Genomic DNA, 16,768 nt, shown 5'->3' with positions numbered 1-16,768 from the left:
GCCGTTCCACTCGACAGCGGCGCACTCAAGAGAGATAGTCGGGCGCACAAGACAGGAGGAGGATCACCATGGCAAGTGCCATTTCCTTTCCCGATGCGTCAGCAGCAGAGTGGGAAGCCCGCCGGCAACTGGCGGCCTGCTACCGCATATTCGACCATATGGGCTGGTCGGAGCTTATCTATAATCACATAACGCTGCGTGTTCCAGGTGAGGACGGCGCCTTCCTGATCAATCCCTTCGGCCTTCTTTATTCCGAAGTAACGGCGTCGAATCTGGTCAAGATCGATATCGACGGCCACGTGCTTGATGGCAGCGCCTATCCGGTGAACCGCGCCGGCTTTACCCAGCATAGCGTGTTTCACCGCCTCGTGCCCGACGCCCATTGCGTAATTCATACACATACCACGGCGGGGATGGCGGTCAGCTCGACCCACGAAGGATTGCAGCCAACAAATTTCTATGCGGCGGCATTTGCAGGGCGAATCGCCTATCACGACTTTGAAGGGATCACCCTTCGGCCCGAAGAGGGTGAACGGCTGATCGCCAACCTGGGGGACCGTCGCATCATGATGCTGCGCAATCATGGCACGCTAGTCATGGCGGACAGCTTGCCCAAAGCGTTTCTCATGCACTGGATGCTTCAGCGCGCCTGTGAAATTCAGGTCGCGACCGGCGCGGCCGGGACGCCGCTTGACGTCCCGGCCGAGGTCATCGCTGTTCACCAACGCGATATTGGGGGCATCCAGTTGCCCAGCGGTCCCGGAGTGCCAGACTTTCAAGCCATGGTAAGGCTGATCGACCGGATCGACCCTGGTTGGAAAAGCTGAGGCGATACCAATCTGCATCAAAGACATAGGCAAGATAAGAACATATCATGAACTTATGTCGATCCTTTCAGTCGCCCAAAAACTCGAAATCCTTGCTGACGCTGCAAAATATGACGCTTCCTGCGCGTCATCGGGCACGAAAAGGCGTGACAGCCTGTCCGGGCGTAAAGGCGGTCTGGGCTCGACCGAGGGCATGGGCATCTGCCACGCCTATGCGCCTGATGGCCGATGCATTTCACTGCTCAAAATCCTGCTGACCAACAGCTGCATCTTCGATTGCCATTATTGCATCAATCGCCAGTCGAGCAATGTGCGCCGCGCCCGCTTTACCGTGCAGGAAATCGTCGCGCTGACGCTCAACTTCTACCGCCGCAATTATATCGAAGGGCTTTTTCTGTCCTCCGGCATCATCCGGTCGCCGGACTATACGATGGAGCAGTTGATCGAGGTCGCCCGCACGCTGCGTGAGGAGCACGACTTTCGCGGCTATATCCATCTCAAGACCATTCCGGACGCCGATGTTGAACTGGCGCATCAGGCCGGACTTTATGCAGACCGGCTGTCGATCAATGTCGAACTGCCGACCGAACAGGGGCTGGAACGGCTGGCGCCTGAAAAGAACGGCGCGCGGATCGAAGGCGCTATGAAGGATTTGCGCATGGCGATCGAGGATATGGGTGACGCAAGGAAGCGTTACCGCCATGCGCCCCGCTTTGCCCCGGCGGGTCAATCGACGCAGATGATAGTCGGCGCCGATGGATCGGATGATCGCACCATCTTGCGCCGGGCGCGGTCGCTTTATGACAAACATGCATTGCGCCGTGTCTATTACAGCGCCTTTTCACCCATCCCCTCGCCCAGCAGCGTCCTGCCTCTCAAACGCCCGCCGCTTCTTCGCGAACATCGGCTGTATCAATCAGACTGGATGATGCGCTTCTATGGCTTTTCGGTGCGCGATCTTGAACAGGCGACAGATCCTGAAACGGGGCATCTTCCGCTCGACATAGACCCCAAACTGGCCTGGGCGCTGCGGCACCGGGAGATTTTTCCGGTCGATGTGAACAAGGTCGCGCGGGAAATGCTGCTGCGTGTGCCAGGTCTTGGCGTCAGGGCCGTTGATCGCATCGTGGCGAGTCGCAGAGAGCGCCGCCTGAAGCTGGCAGATGTCGCCCGGCTGACCAACTCGATAGCCAAGTTGCGACCGTTCCTGATCGCAAGCGATTGGCGGCCGCTGCATTTGATCGATAGCGTAGACCTTCAAAGGCGGCTCACCCCTGCCGCGACTCAACTGGAGCTTTTTGCCTGAGGCAGCGAATTTTGCCGTTGATAAGCGTTGCACTTCATGTTTTCTTCTGAGCAGGGAATGGAGGGGTAAGGCTGGTGGCGACGCTGTTCAAAAATGCTTCTGCGCAATCGCATGGCGGTCGCTATGCCAAGCGAATGAGCAGCCATCTGGCCACTGCGCTCGTCGTCTGCTGCCTGCTCCAGATCGCAATCGTCGCCAAGTTGGGCGGTTCGCTCGTGCTGCACCTCGCCATCATCGTCGCCATCGCCGGGTTTGCGATGGCTGCCCGTGGCCTTGAGCGCCGCTGGGAGCTATTTGACCAAAGCGGTCTTTCTGGCGCGGGGCTTGACCTGCGTTTCCGCCGCGATGTGGTGCAACTCTGGCTGACCAGCATTGCCAGCAGCCTTTTGTGGATACCGGTCGCCATAATCTTCCGCTTTCTGTTCGGCTGAACTACGGAGCCAAAGGGTCATCCATTTCGTTGTGCCCTCTGAAACAAGAGGAGCACTTATGGCTGACGCCAACATTTTCGACCGCCTTAAGCAGGATCACGACGCCCATCGCCAGTTGTTCGACAAAATGGCGGACGCGGAGGGTGACAATGAGCGGCTGGCAAAGCTGTTCGAGCAGTTTCGAGTTGAAGTGACCGCACACGCCGCTGCCGAAGAAGAAACGCTCTACGCCACGATGCTCGCTCGCCCTGATTTGCGAGAAGACGCGCAGCATAGCGTATCGGAGCATAAGGAAATCGACGATTATCTGGAGGAACTCCAGGAGCAGGAGTTTAACAGCACCGCATGGCGCGAGACTTTCGACAAGATGAAAAAGCGCTACCTCCACCATATTGAGGAGGAGGAAGAGGAGATGTTCCCTGACGCTGCTGCCGAGCTGACGACCGAGGAGGAACAGAAGCTCGCCGCAACCTTCGCCCGGCGCAAGCCGGCAGAATTGCAACGGGCGGAAAAAGCCGACTGAGGCGGGAATGTATCAGGCGCTGCTTAGCGGGCCGGACGATTTCGATGGGTGGCGAACGGCAGCCAGGCGTTTCGCGCTGGCCAATGTCGCAGCGGAAGACATTGACTGGTGCGTGGCAGGACAGGCGGCGTCTCTTCTGCCCGTCGACGAACTGCCTCCGATCGATCCGGGCAACGCTTTTTCTGTACCCCGCGCATTTCTGGAACTGGCGGGCATCGCAATTCTGAATCGGGATGAGGAACGCTTCGCCCTCCTTTACAACTTGCTGCTCAAAGTGCGGCAAAGGCCCTTACGGATGGAAGATCAGGCTGATCCGCTGTTGCGCCGCGTAGAAGCTCTGGCCAGAGCGGTGAGGCGCGATATCCACAAGATGCGCGCCTTCGTTCGTTTCCGGGAGGTCGAGGAAGAAGGCGGCGTGTCCCGCTTCGTCGCCTGGTTTGAACCCGATCATCACATCGTCCGCGCCAATGCGGGATTTTTTGTCCGCCGGTTTGCGTCAATGCGCTGGTCGATCCTGACGCCTGAAACCAGCATCCATTGGGACGGCGACACGTTGAGCGAGGGACCGGGAGCGACGCGATCGGATACGCCGGCGAGTGACCCGATCGAGGATGTGTGGAAAAGCTATTACGCGGCAATATTCAACCCGGCACGTCTCAAGCAGCGCGCCATGCTGTCTGAAATGCCGAAGAAATATTGGCGCAATCTGCCCGAGGCCGCGCTCATCCCCGAATTGGTCGCAGGGGCACAGGCCCGGGAGGCAGCCATGATCGCCACACCGCCAAAAGCCCCCGCAAGGCCATCTAACATAAATGTCGCATGGAAGATGTTGCGTGAGGAGGCGATGAGCTGCACTCGATGCCATCTCTACCAGGATGCAACCCAGACGGTCTTTGGCGAAGGCCCGCTTGACGCTCGACTGGCCCTCATCGGCGAGCAACCGGGGGATCAGGAAGATATCGCGGGACGCCCCTTTGTTGGACCTGCGGGCCAGTTGCTTGACCGGGCGCTGGAAGAGGCGCGGATTGATCGCGGCAGCATATATGTCACCAATGCAGTCAAGCATTTCAAACATGAGCGTCGCGGCAAAAGGCGTATCCACCAATCGCCGGACACGCCGGAGATCAAGGCGTGCCGATGGTGGCTCGACCGGGAGCTGGACCTTCTCCGTCCACGCATCGTGGTAGCTCTGGGCGTCACGGCTGCGCGAGCCATGCTGGGCAAGGCCGTTACGATCAGCCGGACACGAGGGACTCCAATCTCGATGGAAAATGGCATGGAAGGCTGGGTTACGGTGCATCCCAGTTTTCTCCTGCGCTTGCCCGACGAGAGGCGCAGGGAGGCCGAACGGGCGCGCTTCGTTGATGAATTGCGTTACATAGGCGAGCGCGTGAAGGCGATGGGGTGACGATCCTCGCTTGACCCAGGGCACTGCCCCGGCAACATCGCCGCATAGCGCATTGTCGCGCGGGAGAAATGTGCCCCCTCATGTCGATAGCCTATCTCAATGGTGCGTTCTTGCCCCTCGCCGAAACCCGCGTCTCCGTGCTCGATCGTGGTTTTCTGTTCGCGGACGGCATTTATGAGGTCACCGCCGTGATCGAAGGCAGGCTGGTCGATAGCGCATCGCATCTCGCCCGGCTGGAACGATCGGCAGCGGCGATCGGCCTGACACTCCCTCTTCCCTCGGCTCAAATCGAGGCGGTGCAGAGGGAGTTGGCCACGCGCAACGATCTGGAAGAAGGGCTGATCTATCTTCAACTGACGCGGGGCGCCGATGTCAGCCGAGACTTCCTCCCCTCTCCCGACCTGCAGCCGACCCTCGTCATGTTCGTCCAGGCGAAGCGATTTCTGGATAGCCCTGCTGCACGCACTGGAATAGCAGTCGTGACGACGCCGGACCTGCGTTGGACGCGGCGCGACATCAAAAGCGTCGGGCTGTTAGCGCAAGCAATGGCAAAACAAATTGCGGTCCATGCGGGTGCACAAGAGGCGTGGATGGTGGAGGACGGCTTTGTCACCGAAGGCGCGTCATCGACAGCCTTTCTCGTGACCGAACATGGCGTCGTCACCCGTCCCTATTCCCAGGCTGTGCTGGCGGGCTGCACCGGGGCAGCCCTCACCGCCCTTGCGGAGGAACGCGGCATCATGGTCGAGCATCGCCCCTTTACCGTCGACGAGGCTTTAGGGGCATCCGAAGCTTTCATCACGAGCGCATCGACGCTCTGCCAGTCGGTCGTCAGCATCGATGGCAGACAGATTGGTGACGGAGCGCCGGGCCCCATGGCGACCCGGCTGCGGGAACTTTACATCGACTTTGCCATTAAAACGGCCGTTTGAGGTGAATCTGCCAAACAAAATGAATCCGTTTCGGATAAAATCAAATCCGCGCTGACGCTCTCCCCACTTCGGCGAAAAGCGCCACCATTTTGGCGGCAGCGGCGCTTGACCCCGTGCATTTCGTAGCGGCAAGCGAGCATCCGGCGGACAGAAGCGCGCACACCCTCCAATATGGAGGAGAGATCCGGCGCATGGCCGCCATATTCCGATAAGCTCGGAACAGACCAGGGACAGGAGATAACAGGTGGAAATGGATCGTTCCTCGGCCGATTTTGGCACCAGGATGGAGGAAAGCTACGGGGTGAAAGACCAACGCGCTGGCCTGCTCATCCTGGCCGACGACGTCTTCCTCGATGATATTGACGGTCTCGCTCGTGCCGCCCAATTCCGGCTGCTGGACATCGTCCGGCTGGAACAGGCCTCCTTGCGGCTGGACATGCAGGTGGGATGCGACGTCATCCTGTTATTCTGCACGCAACCATCCACCCTGCTCGAACGCCTGCTGGTGCAGGTTGAGACGCTGGCAATGCAGAATGACCTGTCGGTCATCCTCGTCGCCGGGATGGACACGGTCGATCTGGCCTTCGCCTGTATCCGAAGCGAGCGGACGCAATTACTGTGTACGCCGGATCATACCGATCTCGCAGCGGCGCTGCTGACCGCTGGAAGCGCTACGCCGCAGCGCACCCTTCATGAAGTCAATCAGGAAAGCGAAGGCATTCGCTTGCAGCAATTGAGCGAAGAGGTCAGTCGGCTTGCCCGTACGCTGGAAGCCCTGACATCCCGGCCGCGCCATGCCACGCCATCCTTCGCGCTGGGGCCACGCATATCAGACCGCTCCAGCGACTATATCGGCATGCCGGCGGTCGAGCCGATGGGCAGCGACCAGTCGATAACAGATACAGCCGCACTCGACGCGTCGCAGGTCAGGGATCTGTTGCGGGCAAGACGACTGCGCGAGGATTTTCTGCCCGGCGACCTGTTCGCCGATCCGGCCTGGGACATGCTGCTCGATCTGCTGGCGGCGCGGCTGGAGCAGGAGCGCGTTTCCGTTTCCAGCCTGTGCATCGCCTCCGCCGTACCGCCGAACACCGCGCTGCGCTGGATCCGAACCCTGACGGACAAGGGCATCGTTCGTCGTCAGGCCGATCCACAGGACGGTCGCCGTGTGTTCATCGCCCTGACCGAAGAGACCGCCGAAGCGCTGACGCGCTGGTTCGCGGCCAGCCGCCGCTTTCTTTGCGGTTGATCCGATCGTCATCAATGCTTGACCCGCGCGCCGATTCGCCTAGATAGGCCCGCTCCGGCTGCACCGGATTGGGGTGCGGTAACGGGCGATTAGCTCAGTTGGTAGAGCGTCTCGTTTACACCGAGAATGTCGGCGGTTCGAGCCCGTCATCGCCCACCACCGCCCTTCTTGCGGCGTCACGCCGCCGCTGCTAATCGAGCCATCATGATTCAGCCGCCTGAAATTATTCGAGTCACCAAGCCCCGCGTCTCCTGCGATGGATCGGGTGACATCCCCGCAGCCTTGGGCCATCCGCGTGTCTTCCTGGAAATTGACGAGCATGGCTATGTCGATTGCGGCTATTGCGACCGGCGCTTCGTCCTGATCGGCGGCCCGGCGGACACGCCCGAGGTTGCCGGTCTGCCTGACATCGCGTCCGGCGCAAGCCTCTGATCCGGGTGCACGCGTTGCGATTTTGATTGGGCTTCGGAGGTGCCGCCCCTATATCGAGCGGCATGACCGATATTGCCTCTCAGTTCACCGATGCGCGCGGCCTTCTCTACCGGCCCGGCCTGCTAGATCCTGATGGCGCTCGCCGCCTGACTGCTCAAGCACTCGCCAGTTGCGACGATGGCGAGCTCTATCTGCAATATCGAGCGAGCGAGAGCTTCGGCTTTGATGACGGGCGGCTGAAGACCGCCGACTATTCGACCGATGCGGGCTTTGGCCTGCGCGGCGTATCCGGCGAGATGACTGGCTTCGCCCATGCCAATGATATCAGCGAGGCGGCGATCCGTCGCGCGGCGGAAACGCTGGCGTTGCTCGATCCGGCTAAGGGCCGGCCCGCACCACCGCCCCAGCATACCAATCGCCACCTCTATACAGACGCCAATCCACTGGAAATCGTGCCTTTCGCCGAAAAGGTGACTCTCTGCGCGGCGATCGACGCGGCGGCACGGGCGCGTGATCCGCGCGTTGCACAGGTGTCAGTGAGCCTCGCGGGAAGCTGGTCCGTCGTCGAGATTGTCCGCGCCGACGGTTTTATGGCGACCGACATTCGCCCGCTGGTGCGGCTCAACGTGTCGCTCATCCTGGAAGAAAACGGCCGTCGCGAGACGGGCGTGTTCGGGATTGGCGGGCGTTATCTGTACGATCAGGTGATGAACCCGGAGATCTGGAACCGTGCGATTGACGAGGCGCTGGCTCAGGCGCGCGTGAACCTGCGCTCAGTCGCTGCGCCTGCTGGAGAGATGACTGTATTGCTGGGCCCCGGCTGGCCCGGCGTGCTGGTGCATGAGGCTATCGGCCATGGGCTTGAAGGCGACTTCAACCGCAAGGGCACCAGCGCCTTTTCCGGCCGGATCGGAGAACGGGTAGCTGCGTCCGGCGTTACGGTAGTCGATGACGGATCAATCCTGAACCGGCGGGGATCGCTGTCGATCGACGATGAAGGTACGCCTACACGGGAAAATGTGCTGATTGAGGACGGCATACTCAAAGGCTATATGCAGGATCGCCTGAACGCGCGGCTGATGGGCGTCGAACCGACCGGGAATGGCCGCCGCGAAAGCTATGCCCACGCGCCCATGCCGCGCATGACCAACACCTTCATCAAGGGTGGGCAGGACGATCCACAAGAGCTGCTGTCCCGCATGAAGTCGGGCATTTTCGCCAGGAGCTTCGGCGGCGGTCAGGTCGATATCGTGTCCGGCAAGTTCGTATTTTCCTGCACCGAGGCCTATAAGGTCGAGAATGGGAAGTTGGGCGAGCCAATCAAGGGCGCGACGTTGATCGGCGATGGACCGACCGCGTTGACCAAAGTTGCCGGCATCGGCAACGACTGGGCGCTGGACGAAGGCATCGGCGTGTGCGGCAAGGGCGGGCAGAGCGTGCCCGCCGGCGTAGGACAGCCGACGCTGCTGATGAAGGGACTGACCGTCGGCGGTACGGCGACCTGAGACGACGACGCTACGGATTGAGGAACCAAGTTTCCGTAACTTGCTTCTTTTAACATGAACATGTTGACGGATAGTCATGACGCCGTGACCGCCGACTGGGCTGCGGCGCTTCTGGATTTTTGGTTCAATCATGTCGGGGAGAAAGGCTGGTGGGCGCATGACCCCTGCCTGGATCAGGAATGTGCAGCCCGATTTCACCGTTTGTGGAGCGAAAAACAGGGCTTGGCTCCAGAAGCGTTCCTTGAGCGCGCCGATGATGCGCTGGCCGCCGTCCTGCTGTTCGATCAATTACCGCGCAACATGTTTCGTGACACGGTCAAAGCCTTTGCAACCGATGAACTCGCCAGAGCGGTGGCACGTGGAGCGCTAGCACATGGCTATGACATACAGATTGGCGGCGCGGGTCGGCTCTTCTTTTATATGCCGTTCCAGCACAGCGAGGATCTGGAGGATCAGAAACTATCCCTCAGCCTTTTCGAGGCTGCGGATGATGCTTCCTCCCTGGAATTCGCCAAAAAACATTATGCGGTAATACAGCGGTTCGGTCGCTTTCCACATCGCAACGCCGCTTTGGGCCGAAAAACATTGCCCGGCGAAGAACTGGCCGCGCAAGCAGGCGCCGACTGGTAGAGTCCCTGCCCGATTTTTAGGCAATGCCCTTGTGCTGCCCATTTTTTTAGCGGCGCAAGGAGAGCGGCTTTGGAAGAAGGCCGCGATAACGCGCTTTTAACAAACTGGCACGACCCTTGCTGGAGTGTTGTCGCACACCATTAACAGGGGGCGACATGAAACTTGTCATGGCTATCATCAAGCCGTTCAAGCTTGACGATGTCCGCGAGGCACTCTCCTCGCTGGGTATCGCCGGGATGACGGTGAGCGAGGTGAAAGGCTTCGGCCGCCAGAAGGGGCAAACCGAAATCTACCGGGGCGCCGAATATTCCACGAACATGGTTCCGAAAATCAAGATCGAGGTCGTCTGCGATGATGATCTCGCTCCGCGCGTAGTCGAAGCGACGCAACAGGCGGCCAACTCCGGCGCGATCGGCGATGGCAAGATCTTCGTCCTCGATGTTGGTCAGGCCGTGCGCATCCGCACCGGCGAGACCGGCGAAACCGCGCTGTAAGAAGGGGGGAATAATGACCTTTTCCAATAAATTCTGCGGCGCGATGGGGGCTGCTGGCCTGTTCATCTTCGCCGCGATGCCCGCATGGGCACAGGATGCGGCAGCCGCCGCGCCGACGCCGGACAAGGGCGATACCGCCTGGATGATGACATCGACGGTCCTCGTCCTTGCCATGATCCTGCCGGGCCTCGCCCTTTTCTACGGCGGCCTCGTTCGTACCAAGAACATGCTGTCGGTCATGACGCAGATTGGCGCCGCGGCAGCCCTGGCGATGCTGATCTGGGTGATCTACGGCTACAGCCTGGCGTTCGCGGGCCCCAGCAACGGCTTCATCTCCGATTTCTCCAAGGCGTTCCTGGCGGGCATCACGCCGGACTCGACCGCCGCCACCTTCACTGATGGCGTCGTCATCCCTGAATATGTGTTCGTCGCCTTCCAGATGACCTTCGCCGCCATCACGGTTGCTCTGGTCCTGGGCTCGGTGGTGGAGCGCATCAAATTCTCGGCAGTCATGGTGTTCGCCATCGTCTGGCTCACCATCGTCTACTTTCCGATCGCGCACATGGTGTGGGCGGCCGGTGGCCTGTTCTTCGAAATGGGCGCGCTGGACTTCGCTGGCGGCACCGTGGTGCATATCAACGCTGGCGTCTCGGCGCTGGTGGCCTGCATCATCCTGGGCAAGCGCATGGGCTATCCCAAGGAACCGATGCCTCCGCACTCGCTGACGCTGACGGCTGTCGGCACCGGCCTGCTGTGGGTCGGCTGGTTCGGCTTCAACGCGGGTTCGGCCCTGGAAGCCAATGGTTCGGCTGCCCTCGCGATGATCAACACCTTTGTCGCCACGGCTTCGGCTGGCCTGTTCTGGATGCTCGCAGAGCGCCTCAACGGTCACAAGGGTTCGGCACTGGGCTTCTGCTCGGGTATCATCGCCGGCCTCGTCGCGGTCACTCCTGCTGCTGGCAACTCCGGTCCGTTCGGCGCAATCGTGCTCGGCGGGGTAGCATCGATCATCTGCTTCTATGCGGTCACCGTCCTCAAGCCCAAGCTCGGCTATGACGACTCGCTCGATGCGTTCGGCATCCATGGCATTGGCGGCATGGTTGGCGCCATCGGAACCGGCATCGTCTACTCGCCCTCGCTCGGTGGTCCCGGCGGCGCGGACTTCGTGATGAGCAGCCAGCTCGTGACCCAGTTGCTCGCCACGCTGACGACCATCGTCTGGGCAGCCATCGGCACGACCATTGCCATCTTCATCGCCAAGGCGGTCACTGGCCTGCGGGTCAGCCGCGAAGTCGAGCAGGAAGGTCTCGACCTCGGCGAGCACGGCGAACGCGCTTACAACATCTAAGACTTCGGCAGGGCGGGCCGCGACGAACGGCCCGCCCGCCTCACCTTGTTCCTCCTGCGAACACGCCTGGGACCGGTACGAAAGTATCGGTCCTTTTTTTGTCAGGGTTGCGGCCGGGTCCAGAGATGCGGCGGACGCAGCGCCGAAGCAGGCCAGCGGCGGGCGCGGCCCACAACTTGCATCGCGGCGCGCGCCACCCAGCCAAGCTTGTCCCCCTTGGGCGTGACCACCCGGTGATCCCAGGCATGTTCGCCGCGGCGAGCGACTTCGCGGGCTATATCGCCATAAATGCCCGCTGCCGCGAGAACCGCCCATGCCGATCGAGGCGGGAGCGCAATCGCGCCGTGACGGGCGCTTTGCTCATAATCCGCCGCCATGTCCGCAAGGCGGCGGGCGAGAATGGCAAGCTTGGGGCGGGCCCACGGCTTCATATGCTCGCCGGGCGGAATATCCATTTCTACAAGCCATTCTTCAGGCAGATAGCAACGGCCGGCGGCTTCATCCTCGCTGATGTCCCTAGCGATGTTCGCTAGTTGAAAGGCAAGGCCCAGATCACACGCGCGGTCCAACGTCGCTTGGTCGTCTGGATCGACTCCCATCAGCACCGCCATCATGCAACCCACGGCGCCAGCGACATGGTAGCAATAGCGCAGCATGTCGGCCTGGCTACGTGGCCTCCACTCGCGAGCGTCGAGAGCGAAGCCTTCAATCAGGTCATGGGCATAGCGGGTCGGGATGCGGCATTCGCGCATCACAATACCGAAGCCGTCAAATGCGGGATCCCCGGTCACCTCTCCGCGCAATGCGGCATCGGTCAGCACGCGGATAGTGGATAGTCGCGCCTGCCCGTCGGTGACGCCCTGCATCGCGCCGCCATGATCCTGCCCATCGGCAATATCATCGCATTTCCGACACCAGGCATAGAGCAGCCATGCTCGCTCGCGCGTCTGGCGGTCGAACAATTTGGAGGCGAGAGCAAAGGATTTGGAGCCGCGCGCGATACTGTCGCGGGCATGGGCTACGAGCTTGGGGCGGTCCAGATAAGTCACGTTGGAGGCATGCCCTCCCGCGCCGCCGCCCGCAAGCGGGCGAGGTAAAGATCAGAGTCGGTCGAGCTTCATGGAGAAGATAGGCTCATGCGCCTGATAGGCCGCCATCTGGTCAAGCAGGGGTTCGATCGCATCTGCATGAAGCAGGATGCCGGCATGCTGGCGGCGGATGAATCCCGTGCCCGTCATATGGTGATTGAAGGCGATGAGGTGGTCGTAGAAGCCAGCGACGTTGAGCAACCCGACGGGTTTTGAATGATAGCCAAGCTGCGCCCAGCTGATCGCCTCCCACAACTCATCCATAGTCCCCACGCCGCCCGGGAGCGTGACGAAGCCGTCGGAGAGATCGGTGAAGAGCGCCTTGCGCTGATGCATTGTCTGCACGACGCGAAGTTCGGTGCAGCCGCGATGGGCCACCTCCGCGTTGACCAGTGCTTCCGGGATAACGCCGATCACTTCGCCGCCTGCGTCCAGCGCCGCATCGGCCACGGCGCCCATCAGGCCAAGCCGCCCGCCGCCATAAACGACTCCAATGCCGCGTCCGGCAAGCGTGCGGCCGACATGGCGCGCCGTTTCCACATAGACGGGATCGGCAGGCATGGCCGAGCCGCAATAGACCGCCAATCGCCTCACGCCAGATCCTCAAGCATCAGCGCAGCCGTCGCCTTGGCGCTGCCGACTACGCCGGGGATGCCGGCGCCAGGATGGGTTCCTGCGCCGACCAGATAGAGATTGGGGATCACGTCATCGCGGTTATGTGCGCGGAACCAGGCGCTCTGCGTAAGCAGCGGCTCCATGCTGAAGGCGCTGCCAAGATGGGCCGACAGGTCGTGCCGGAAGTCGGGCGGCGCATAATGGAAACGGGTAACGATGCGCGACCGGATGTCGGGGATCAACCGATGCTGGATTTCGTCCAGAATGCGTTCGGCATAAACCGGGCCGAACTGCTCCCAATCGATCGGCAGCTTGCCCATGTGCGGGACAGGCGCGAGGGCATAGAAGGTCGAATGCCCATCCGGCGCCATCGACGGATCGGTTACGGTCGGGTGGTGGAGGTAGAGCGAAAAGTCCTGCGGCAGCACGCCATGATCGTAAATGTCGGTCAGCAGCCCATCATAGCGCGGACCGAACAGGATCATATGATGCGGGATGCCTGGCCAGCTGCCCTTGATTCCGAAATGCAGGACGAAGAGGCTGGGCGACCAGCGTTTGCGGGCGAGCTTTTCCGCCTGTTTCCGCCCGCGCGGATGATGCCCGACAAGGTCGCGATAGCTGTGCATCAGATCGGCGTTGCTGGCGACCGCATCCGCCTCACCGCGCCAGCCTGACGCGGTCGAAACCGCGACTGCTCGATCGCCATGGGTCTCGATCCGCACGACGGGATCGGCCAGGCGCAAGGTGCCGCCAAGCCTTTCGAAATGGGTGGCCATGCCCTGCACCAGGCGGTTCGTGCCGCCCTTGGCGAACCAGACGCCGCCATCCTTTTCCAGTTTATGGATCAGCGCATAGATGGCGCTGGTCTGCATCGGATTGCCGCCGACGAGCAGCGTGTGAAAGGACAAGGCCTGACGCAGCCTTTCATCCTTCACATAGGACGAGACGATCGAATAGACCGACCGCCATGCCTGATGCTTGGCGAGCGCAGGGGCGGCCCGGATCATCGAGGCGAAGTCCAGAAACGCGACCGACCCCAGCTTTCGATAGCCTTCCTCGTAAACCCCGGCCGAATAGTCGAGGAAACGCTGGTAGCCGGCGACGTCATGCGGATTGAGCTTCGCAATCTGGGCGCGCAGGGAATTTTCGTCGTTGGAATAGTCGAAATTCGTGCCGTCCCGCCAGTTCAGCCGGTAAAAGGGCGTGACCGGCACCAGATCGACATCTTCCGCCATCTCATGGCCCGACAGACGCCATAGTTCGCCCAGGCAGTCCGGGTCGGTGATCACCGTCGGTCCGGCGTCGAAGGTGAACCCGTCCTTTTCCCACATATAGGCGCGCCCGCCGGGGCGGTCACGCGCTTCGACGAGGGTCGTATCGACGCCGGCCGATTGCAGGCGGATGGCAAGGGCGAGGCCGCCGAAGCCCGCCCCTATGACGATCGCTTTACGGTTCATCAGGCGGAGGGTTTCAACAGTGCGCGCATGGCGCTCCTTATGGGCACGGGTGGGCGTCCGCACAAGATGCGGATGCGGTCTGCCCATGTAGAATGACCTGCAAAGAAGCGCCCTATGAGATTGGGATGGAGCCTGTAAAAGCGTTCGAACACGCGCCATCGCTGGTTGGGCTCGGCGGCGCGGAACAGCATCTTGCCCAACAGGCGGTAATAGCCGCCGGCGCGCCAGTGCGCGGCTGCGCGGGCGCGGGTCGCAACGGCCAGGCCGTCGAGCGGCTGATCCACAAGCCAGAGCGCCGCGGCGACCGCATCGGGAAGGGAATAGCCGGTCATCGGATGAAATAATCCAGCGCGCACGCCAGCACGGGCGATCCTGTCATCGGAGGGCCAGAACCGGTCGAAATTGCCGCCATGGACAACGGCAAGGACGCCGCTTTCCTGATGCGCGACCTCCTCCACCTGCCAGCCTTGCTGGTCTGCGTAGCTGGCGATCCGATCGGTGAGCGGCTGAATGTCGAGATCCGGGCTGTTGCTGTAATAGGTATCTTCGACGAAGACGGTGCGGTCGTCGAAAGGGAGCAGATAGACGAACCGGTAGCCGTCGATCTGCTGAACGCTGGCGTCCATGATGACGGGGCGGTCCAAGCCATGGGGATGGCGCAGGCGAAGCGCCTGGCCCACGAACTTCTGCCAGCCACAGTCCAGTGCCGACAGGTCGCCGCCACCCCGCGCGTCGAGAACGGCGCGGGCCCGGATTTCGCGTCCATCCGGCAGGGTGACCCGGTCTGGCTCAATCCCGGCGACGTCAGTGTTGAGGATGACGCGGTTGCCCAGCACCTGCTGTGCATAGGCATCGAGCTGAGTGGAGGCGATACTGTTATAGGGCGTATCCATGCTGCGGCGATAGGCCGGGAAGCGGACTTCATTCCCCGATGGCCAGCGATAGGTGACGAGCGGGTCGAGCAGCCAGCGGTCGGCGGGGCGGATGTCGCTGTCGAAGAAGGACCAGATATGATTGCCGCCCAGAGCAGCGCCGCGCTCTATCAGCAGCAGATCGACATCGGGGCGGAGGCGGGCGAAGGCGAGCGCGGTGAGCGTGCCGGCGAGGCCGCCGCCCAGAATTGCAAGGTCACAGTCGATGGTTTTGGCCATCCCTTCTGTTAGGCAGACGGGACGGCGGCGGGAAGGGATTTAATGAATGAAATGGCGAGTTGAAACGGATTTGACGGAAAGCGCCCGTATAGGATAGGGGGGTATCCTATGCATGTGGTCGAAAATCGGGAAAAGCTGCTGGCGCGGGTGCGGCGCATTGCAGGACAGGTGGGCGCGGTCGAGCGGCAGTTGTCGGGCAATGCGGGCTGTTCGGAGACGTTGCAGCTCGTCGCGTCCGTGCGCGGCGCGGTCGGCAGCTTGATGGAAGAGCTGATCGAGCAGCATATGCGCGATCATGTCGCCCGTCCCGGCCTGACCGACGACGAACGCGAGGCGGCGGCGGAAGAAATGCTGGCGCTGATCCGGCGGTACGGGAAATGACGATGCACGACCATCACCACGGACATTCTCCGCAGAGCGCCGCCGCCTCCCCCGCGGATGAAGGCAAGGAGCAGCATTATTTCGATCACATCTACCTGAGCGCGGGCCATGACCAGAATGCCCGGCGCACCCTGTGGGTGGTATGGCTGACCGCCGCGACGATGGTGGTCGAGATCGTCTTCGGATGGATCACCGGGTCGATGGCCCTGCTGGCCGACGGATTTCACATGGCCACCCATGCAGGCGCGCTGGCGGTGGCGGCCGCCGCCTATGGCTATGCCCGGCGACACGCCCGCAATCCGCGATTCACATTCGGCACGGGCAAGGTCGGCGACCTTTCAGGCTTTGCGTCCGCCCTGTTGCTGGGCGTCACCGCCCTGCTGATCCTGGTCGAATCGGCAACCCGATTCTTCGAGCCGGTGTCCGTGAAATTCGGCGAAGCGACGCTGGTCGCGGTCGTCGGCCTTGTGGTCAACCTGATCAGCGCGGTCCTGCTGGGCCATGATCACAGCCATGACCATCATGGTCATGGGCACGATCATGATCACGATCATGACGGGGGCCACGACCACAAACATGGTCATGCCGACAACAACCTGCGCGCCGCCTATGTGCATGTGCTGACCGACGCGCTGACATCGGTGCTGGCGATCGCGGCGCTGCTGGCAGGGCGTTACATGGGCTGGCTGTGGCTCGACCCGGCGGTGGGCATATTGGGCGCGGTGGTCATCGCGCGCTGGGCCTGGGGGCTGATGAAGGACACGGCGTCGATCCTGCTCGACACCGCCGAGCCGGCACTGATGAAGCGCATCAAGGATCTGGTAGAGGCAGAAGGCGGGACCATCCGCGACCTGCATGTCTGGCGCATAGGCCCGCACGCCCATGCTGCGATCATCAGCCTGTCGCCCGGCGGCAACGTCGCGGCGGTGCGCCAGCGGGTCCACGCGCTGCCACGGATGGAGCATGTGACGGTGGAATGCGGCTGACCGGA

18 protein-coding genes and 1 tRNA gene are annotated in these 16,768 nt (G+C 61.8%); 15 read left to right on the top strand and 4 right to left on the bottom strand.

Features of this window, described 5'->3' with window-relative positions; all coding sequences use genetic code 11:
* The first annotated feature begins 68 nt into the window (after positions 1–68).
* The 13 genes from B6S01_RS09870 (at position 69) to B6S01_RS09810 (ending at position 11,085) form a co-directional block, all read left to right on the top strand.
* Positions 69–827: a class II aldolase/adducin family protein gene (locus B6S01_RS09870; protein ID WP_037462856.1), complete on the top strand. Its 759-nt coding sequence runs from the start codon at positions 69–71 to the stop codon at positions 825–827.
* Between the two features lie 55 nt (positions 828–882).
* Positions 883–2,133 carry a putative DNA modification/repair radical SAM protein gene (locus B6S01_RS09865; protein WP_037462858.1) on the top strand — a complete coding sequence of 417 codons (1,251 nt, stop codon included), beginning with the start codon at positions 883–885 and terminating at the stop codon, positions 2,131–2,133.
* A 134-nt stretch (positions 2,134–2,267) separates the two neighbouring features.
* Positions 2,268–2,564: a hypothetical protein gene (locus B6S01_RS09860; protein ID WP_094182641.1), complete on the top strand. Its 297-nt coding sequence runs from the start codon at positions 2,268–2,270 to the stop codon at positions 2,562–2,564.
* Positions 2,565–2,622: 58 nt separating this feature from the next.
* Positions 2,623–3,087 carry a hemerythrin domain-containing protein gene (locus B6S01_RS09855; protein ID WP_037462860.1) on the top strand — a complete coding sequence of 155 codons (465 nt, stop codon included), beginning with the start codon at positions 2,623–2,625 and terminating at the stop codon, positions 3,085–3,087.
* A 7-nt stretch (positions 3,088–3,094) separates the two neighbouring features.
* Complete coding sequence (locus tag B6S01_RS09850; protein WP_037462861.1) at positions 3,095–4,495, top strand: UdgX family uracil-DNA binding protein; 1,401 nt, start codon at positions 3,095–3,097, stop codon at positions 4,493–4,495.
* Positions 4,496–4,575: 80 nt separating this feature from the next.
* Positions 4,576–5,427, top strand: a complete 852-nt coding sequence (locus B6S01_RS09845) for a D-amino-acid transaminase (protein ID WP_037462862.1) — start codon at positions 4,576–4,578, stop codon at positions 5,425–5,427.
* 250 nt (positions 5,428–5,677) lie between these two features.
* A complete protein-coding gene (locus B6S01_RS09840) occupies positions 5,678–6,676 on the top strand; it encodes a helix-turn-helix domain-containing protein (RefSeq protein ID WP_037462864.1) in 999 nt (332 codons plus the stop codon).
* Positions 6,677–6,759: 83 nt separating this feature from the next.
* A tRNA-Val gene (locus tag B6S01_RS09835) sits at positions 6,760–6,835 on the top strand.
* A 45-nt stretch (positions 6,836–6,880) separates the two neighbouring features.
* Positions 6,881–7,108 carry a zinc-finger domain-containing protein gene (locus B6S01_RS09830; protein ID WP_037462865.1) on the top strand — a complete coding sequence of 76 codons (228 nt, stop codon included), beginning with the start codon at positions 6,881–6,883 and terminating at the stop codon, positions 7,106–7,108.
* 62 nt (positions 7,109–7,170) lie between these two features.
* Complete coding sequence (tldD, locus tag B6S01_RS09825) at positions 7,171–8,613, top strand: metalloprotease TldD (protein WP_037462867.1); 1,443 nt, start codon at positions 7,171–7,173, stop codon at positions 8,611–8,613.
* Between the two features lie 54 nt (positions 8,614–8,667).
* Positions 8,668–9,243, top strand: a complete 576-nt coding sequence (locus B6S01_RS09820; protein ID WP_037462868.1) for a DUF924 family protein — start codon at positions 8,668–8,670, stop codon at positions 9,241–9,243.
* A gap of 155 nt (positions 9,244–9,398) precedes the next feature.
* Complete coding sequence (locus B6S01_RS09815) at positions 9,399–9,737, top strand: P-II family nitrogen regulator (RefSeq protein WP_037462870.1); 339 nt, start codon at positions 9,399–9,401, stop codon at positions 9,735–9,737.
* 13 nt (positions 9,738–9,750) lie between these two features.
* Positions 9,751–11,085, top strand: coding sequence for an ammonium transporter (locus B6S01_RS09810; RefSeq protein WP_037462871.1), 1,335 nt, complete (start codon positions 9,751–9,753; stop codon positions 11,083–11,085).
* A 101-nt stretch (positions 11,086–11,186) separates the two neighbouring features.
* On the opposite strand, the gene B6S01_RS09805 is transcribed toward B6S01_RS09810, so the two are convergent.
* The 4 genes from B6S01_RS09805 to crtY form a co-directional block, all read right to left on the bottom strand.
* Positions 11,187–12,086: a phytoene/squalene synthase family protein gene (locus B6S01_RS09805; protein ID WP_051908045.1), complete on the bottom strand. Its 900-nt coding sequence runs from the start codon at positions 12,084–12,086 to the stop codon at positions 11,187–11,189.
* A 99-nt stretch (positions 12,087–12,185) separates the two neighbouring features.
* The gene (locus B6S01_RS09800) at positions 12,186–12,767 is read right to left on the bottom strand and encodes an LOG family protein (protein ID WP_037462874.1); all 582 of its coding nucleotides are present in this window, start codon (positions 12,765–12,767) and stop codon (positions 12,186–12,188) included.
* A complete protein-coding gene (locus B6S01_RS09795; protein ID WP_037462875.1) occupies positions 12,764–14,245 on the bottom strand; it encodes a phytoene desaturase in 1,482 nt (493 codons plus the stop codon). Before B6S01_RS09795 ends, B6S01_RS09800 begins: the two co-directional genes overlap by 4 nt.
* Positions 14,245–15,396: a lycopene beta-cyclase CrtY gene (gene crtY, locus B6S01_RS09790; RefSeq protein WP_037462876.1), complete on the bottom strand. Its 1,152-nt coding sequence runs from the start codon at positions 15,394–15,396 to the stop codon at positions 14,245–14,247. Before crtY ends, B6S01_RS09795 begins: the two co-directional genes overlap by 1 nt.
* Before the next feature lie 108 nt (positions 15,397–15,504).
* On the opposite strand from crtY, the gene B6S01_RS09785 reads away from it, so the two are divergent.
* Both B6S01_RS09785 and dmeF read left to right on the top strand, forming a co-directional pair.
* Positions 15,505–15,777, top strand: coding sequence for a metal/formaldehyde-sensitive transcriptional repressor (locus B6S01_RS09785; protein WP_037462878.1), 273 nt, complete (start codon positions 15,505–15,507; stop codon positions 15,775–15,777).
* Entirely contained in the window at positions 15,774–16,763 is a 990-nt protein-coding gene (gene dmeF, locus B6S01_RS09780; protein WP_037462879.1) for a CDF family Co(II)/Ni(II) efflux transporter DmeF, read from the top strand. Before B6S01_RS09785 ends, dmeF begins: the two co-directional genes overlap by 4 nt.
* Positions 16,764–16,768: the final 5 nt, after the last annotated feature.

It is taken from the genome of Sphingobium herbicidovorans (assembly GCF_002080435.1).
Classification (GTDB): domain Bacteria; phylum Pseudomonadota; class Alphaproteobacteria; order Sphingomonadales; family Sphingomonadaceae; genus Sphingobium; species Sphingobium herbicidovorans.
Note: the sequence above shows the minus strand (reverse complement) of the source record. Positions and strands in the feature narration are given on the sequence as shown.

Coding starts and splice junctions, on each gene's coding strand:
- B6S01_RS09870 (WP_037462856.1), top strand. CDS start 69: ATGGCAAGTGCCATTTCCTTTCCCGATGCGTCAGCAGCAGAGTGGGAA.
- B6S01_RS09865 (WP_037462858.1), top strand. CDS start 883: ATGTCGATCCTTTCAGTCGCCCAAAAACTCGAAATCCTTGCTGACGCT.
- B6S01_RS09860 (WP_094182641.1), top strand. CDS start 2,268: ATGAGCAGCCATCTGGCCACTGCGCTCGTCGTCTGCTGCCTGCTCCAG.
- B6S01_RS09855 (WP_037462860.1), top strand. CDS start 2,623: ATGGCTGACGCCAACATTTTCGACCGCCTTAAGCAGGATCACGACGCC.
- B6S01_RS09850 (WP_037462861.1), top strand. CDS start 3,095: ATGTATCAGGCGCTGCTTAGCGGGCCGGACGATTTCGATGGGTGGCGA.
- B6S01_RS09845 (WP_037462862.1), top strand. CDS start 4,576: ATGTCGATAGCCTATCTCAATGGTGCGTTCTTGCCCCTCGCCGAAACC.
- B6S01_RS09840 (WP_037462864.1), top strand. CDS start 5,678: ATGGATCGTTCCTCGGCCGATTTTGGCACCAGGATGGAGGAAAGCTAC.
- B6S01_RS09830 (WP_037462865.1), top strand. CDS start 6,881: ATGATTCAGCCGCCTGAAATTATTCGAGTCACCAAGCCCCGCGTCTCC.
- tldD (WP_037462867.1), top strand. CDS start 7,171: ATGACCGATATTGCCTCTCAGTTCACCGATGCGCGCGGCCTTCTCTAC.
- B6S01_RS09820 (WP_037462868.1), top strand. CDS start 8,668: ATGAACATGTTGACGGATAGTCATGACGCCGTGACCGCCGACTGGGCT.
- B6S01_RS09815 (WP_037462870.1), top strand. CDS start 9,399: ATGAAACTTGTCATGGCTATCATCAAGCCGTTCAAGCTTGACGATGTC.
- B6S01_RS09810 (WP_037462871.1), top strand. CDS start 9,751: ATGACCTTTTCCAATAAATTCTGCGGCGCGATGGGGGCTGCTGGCCTG.
- B6S01_RS09795 (WP_037462875.1), bottom strand. CDS start 14,245: ATGAACCGTAAAGCGATCGTCATAGGGGCGGGCTTCGGCGGCCTCGCC.
- crtY (WP_037462876.1), bottom strand. CDS start 15,396: ATGGCCAAAACCATCGACTGTGACCTTGCAATTCTGGGCGGCGGCCTC.
- B6S01_RS09785 (WP_037462878.1), top strand. CDS start 15,505: ATGCATGTGGTCGAAAATCGGGAAAAGCTGCTGGCGCGGGTGCGGCGC.
- dmeF (WP_037462879.1), top strand. CDS start 15,774: ATGACGATGCACGACCATCACCACGGACATTCTCCGCAGAGCGCCGCC.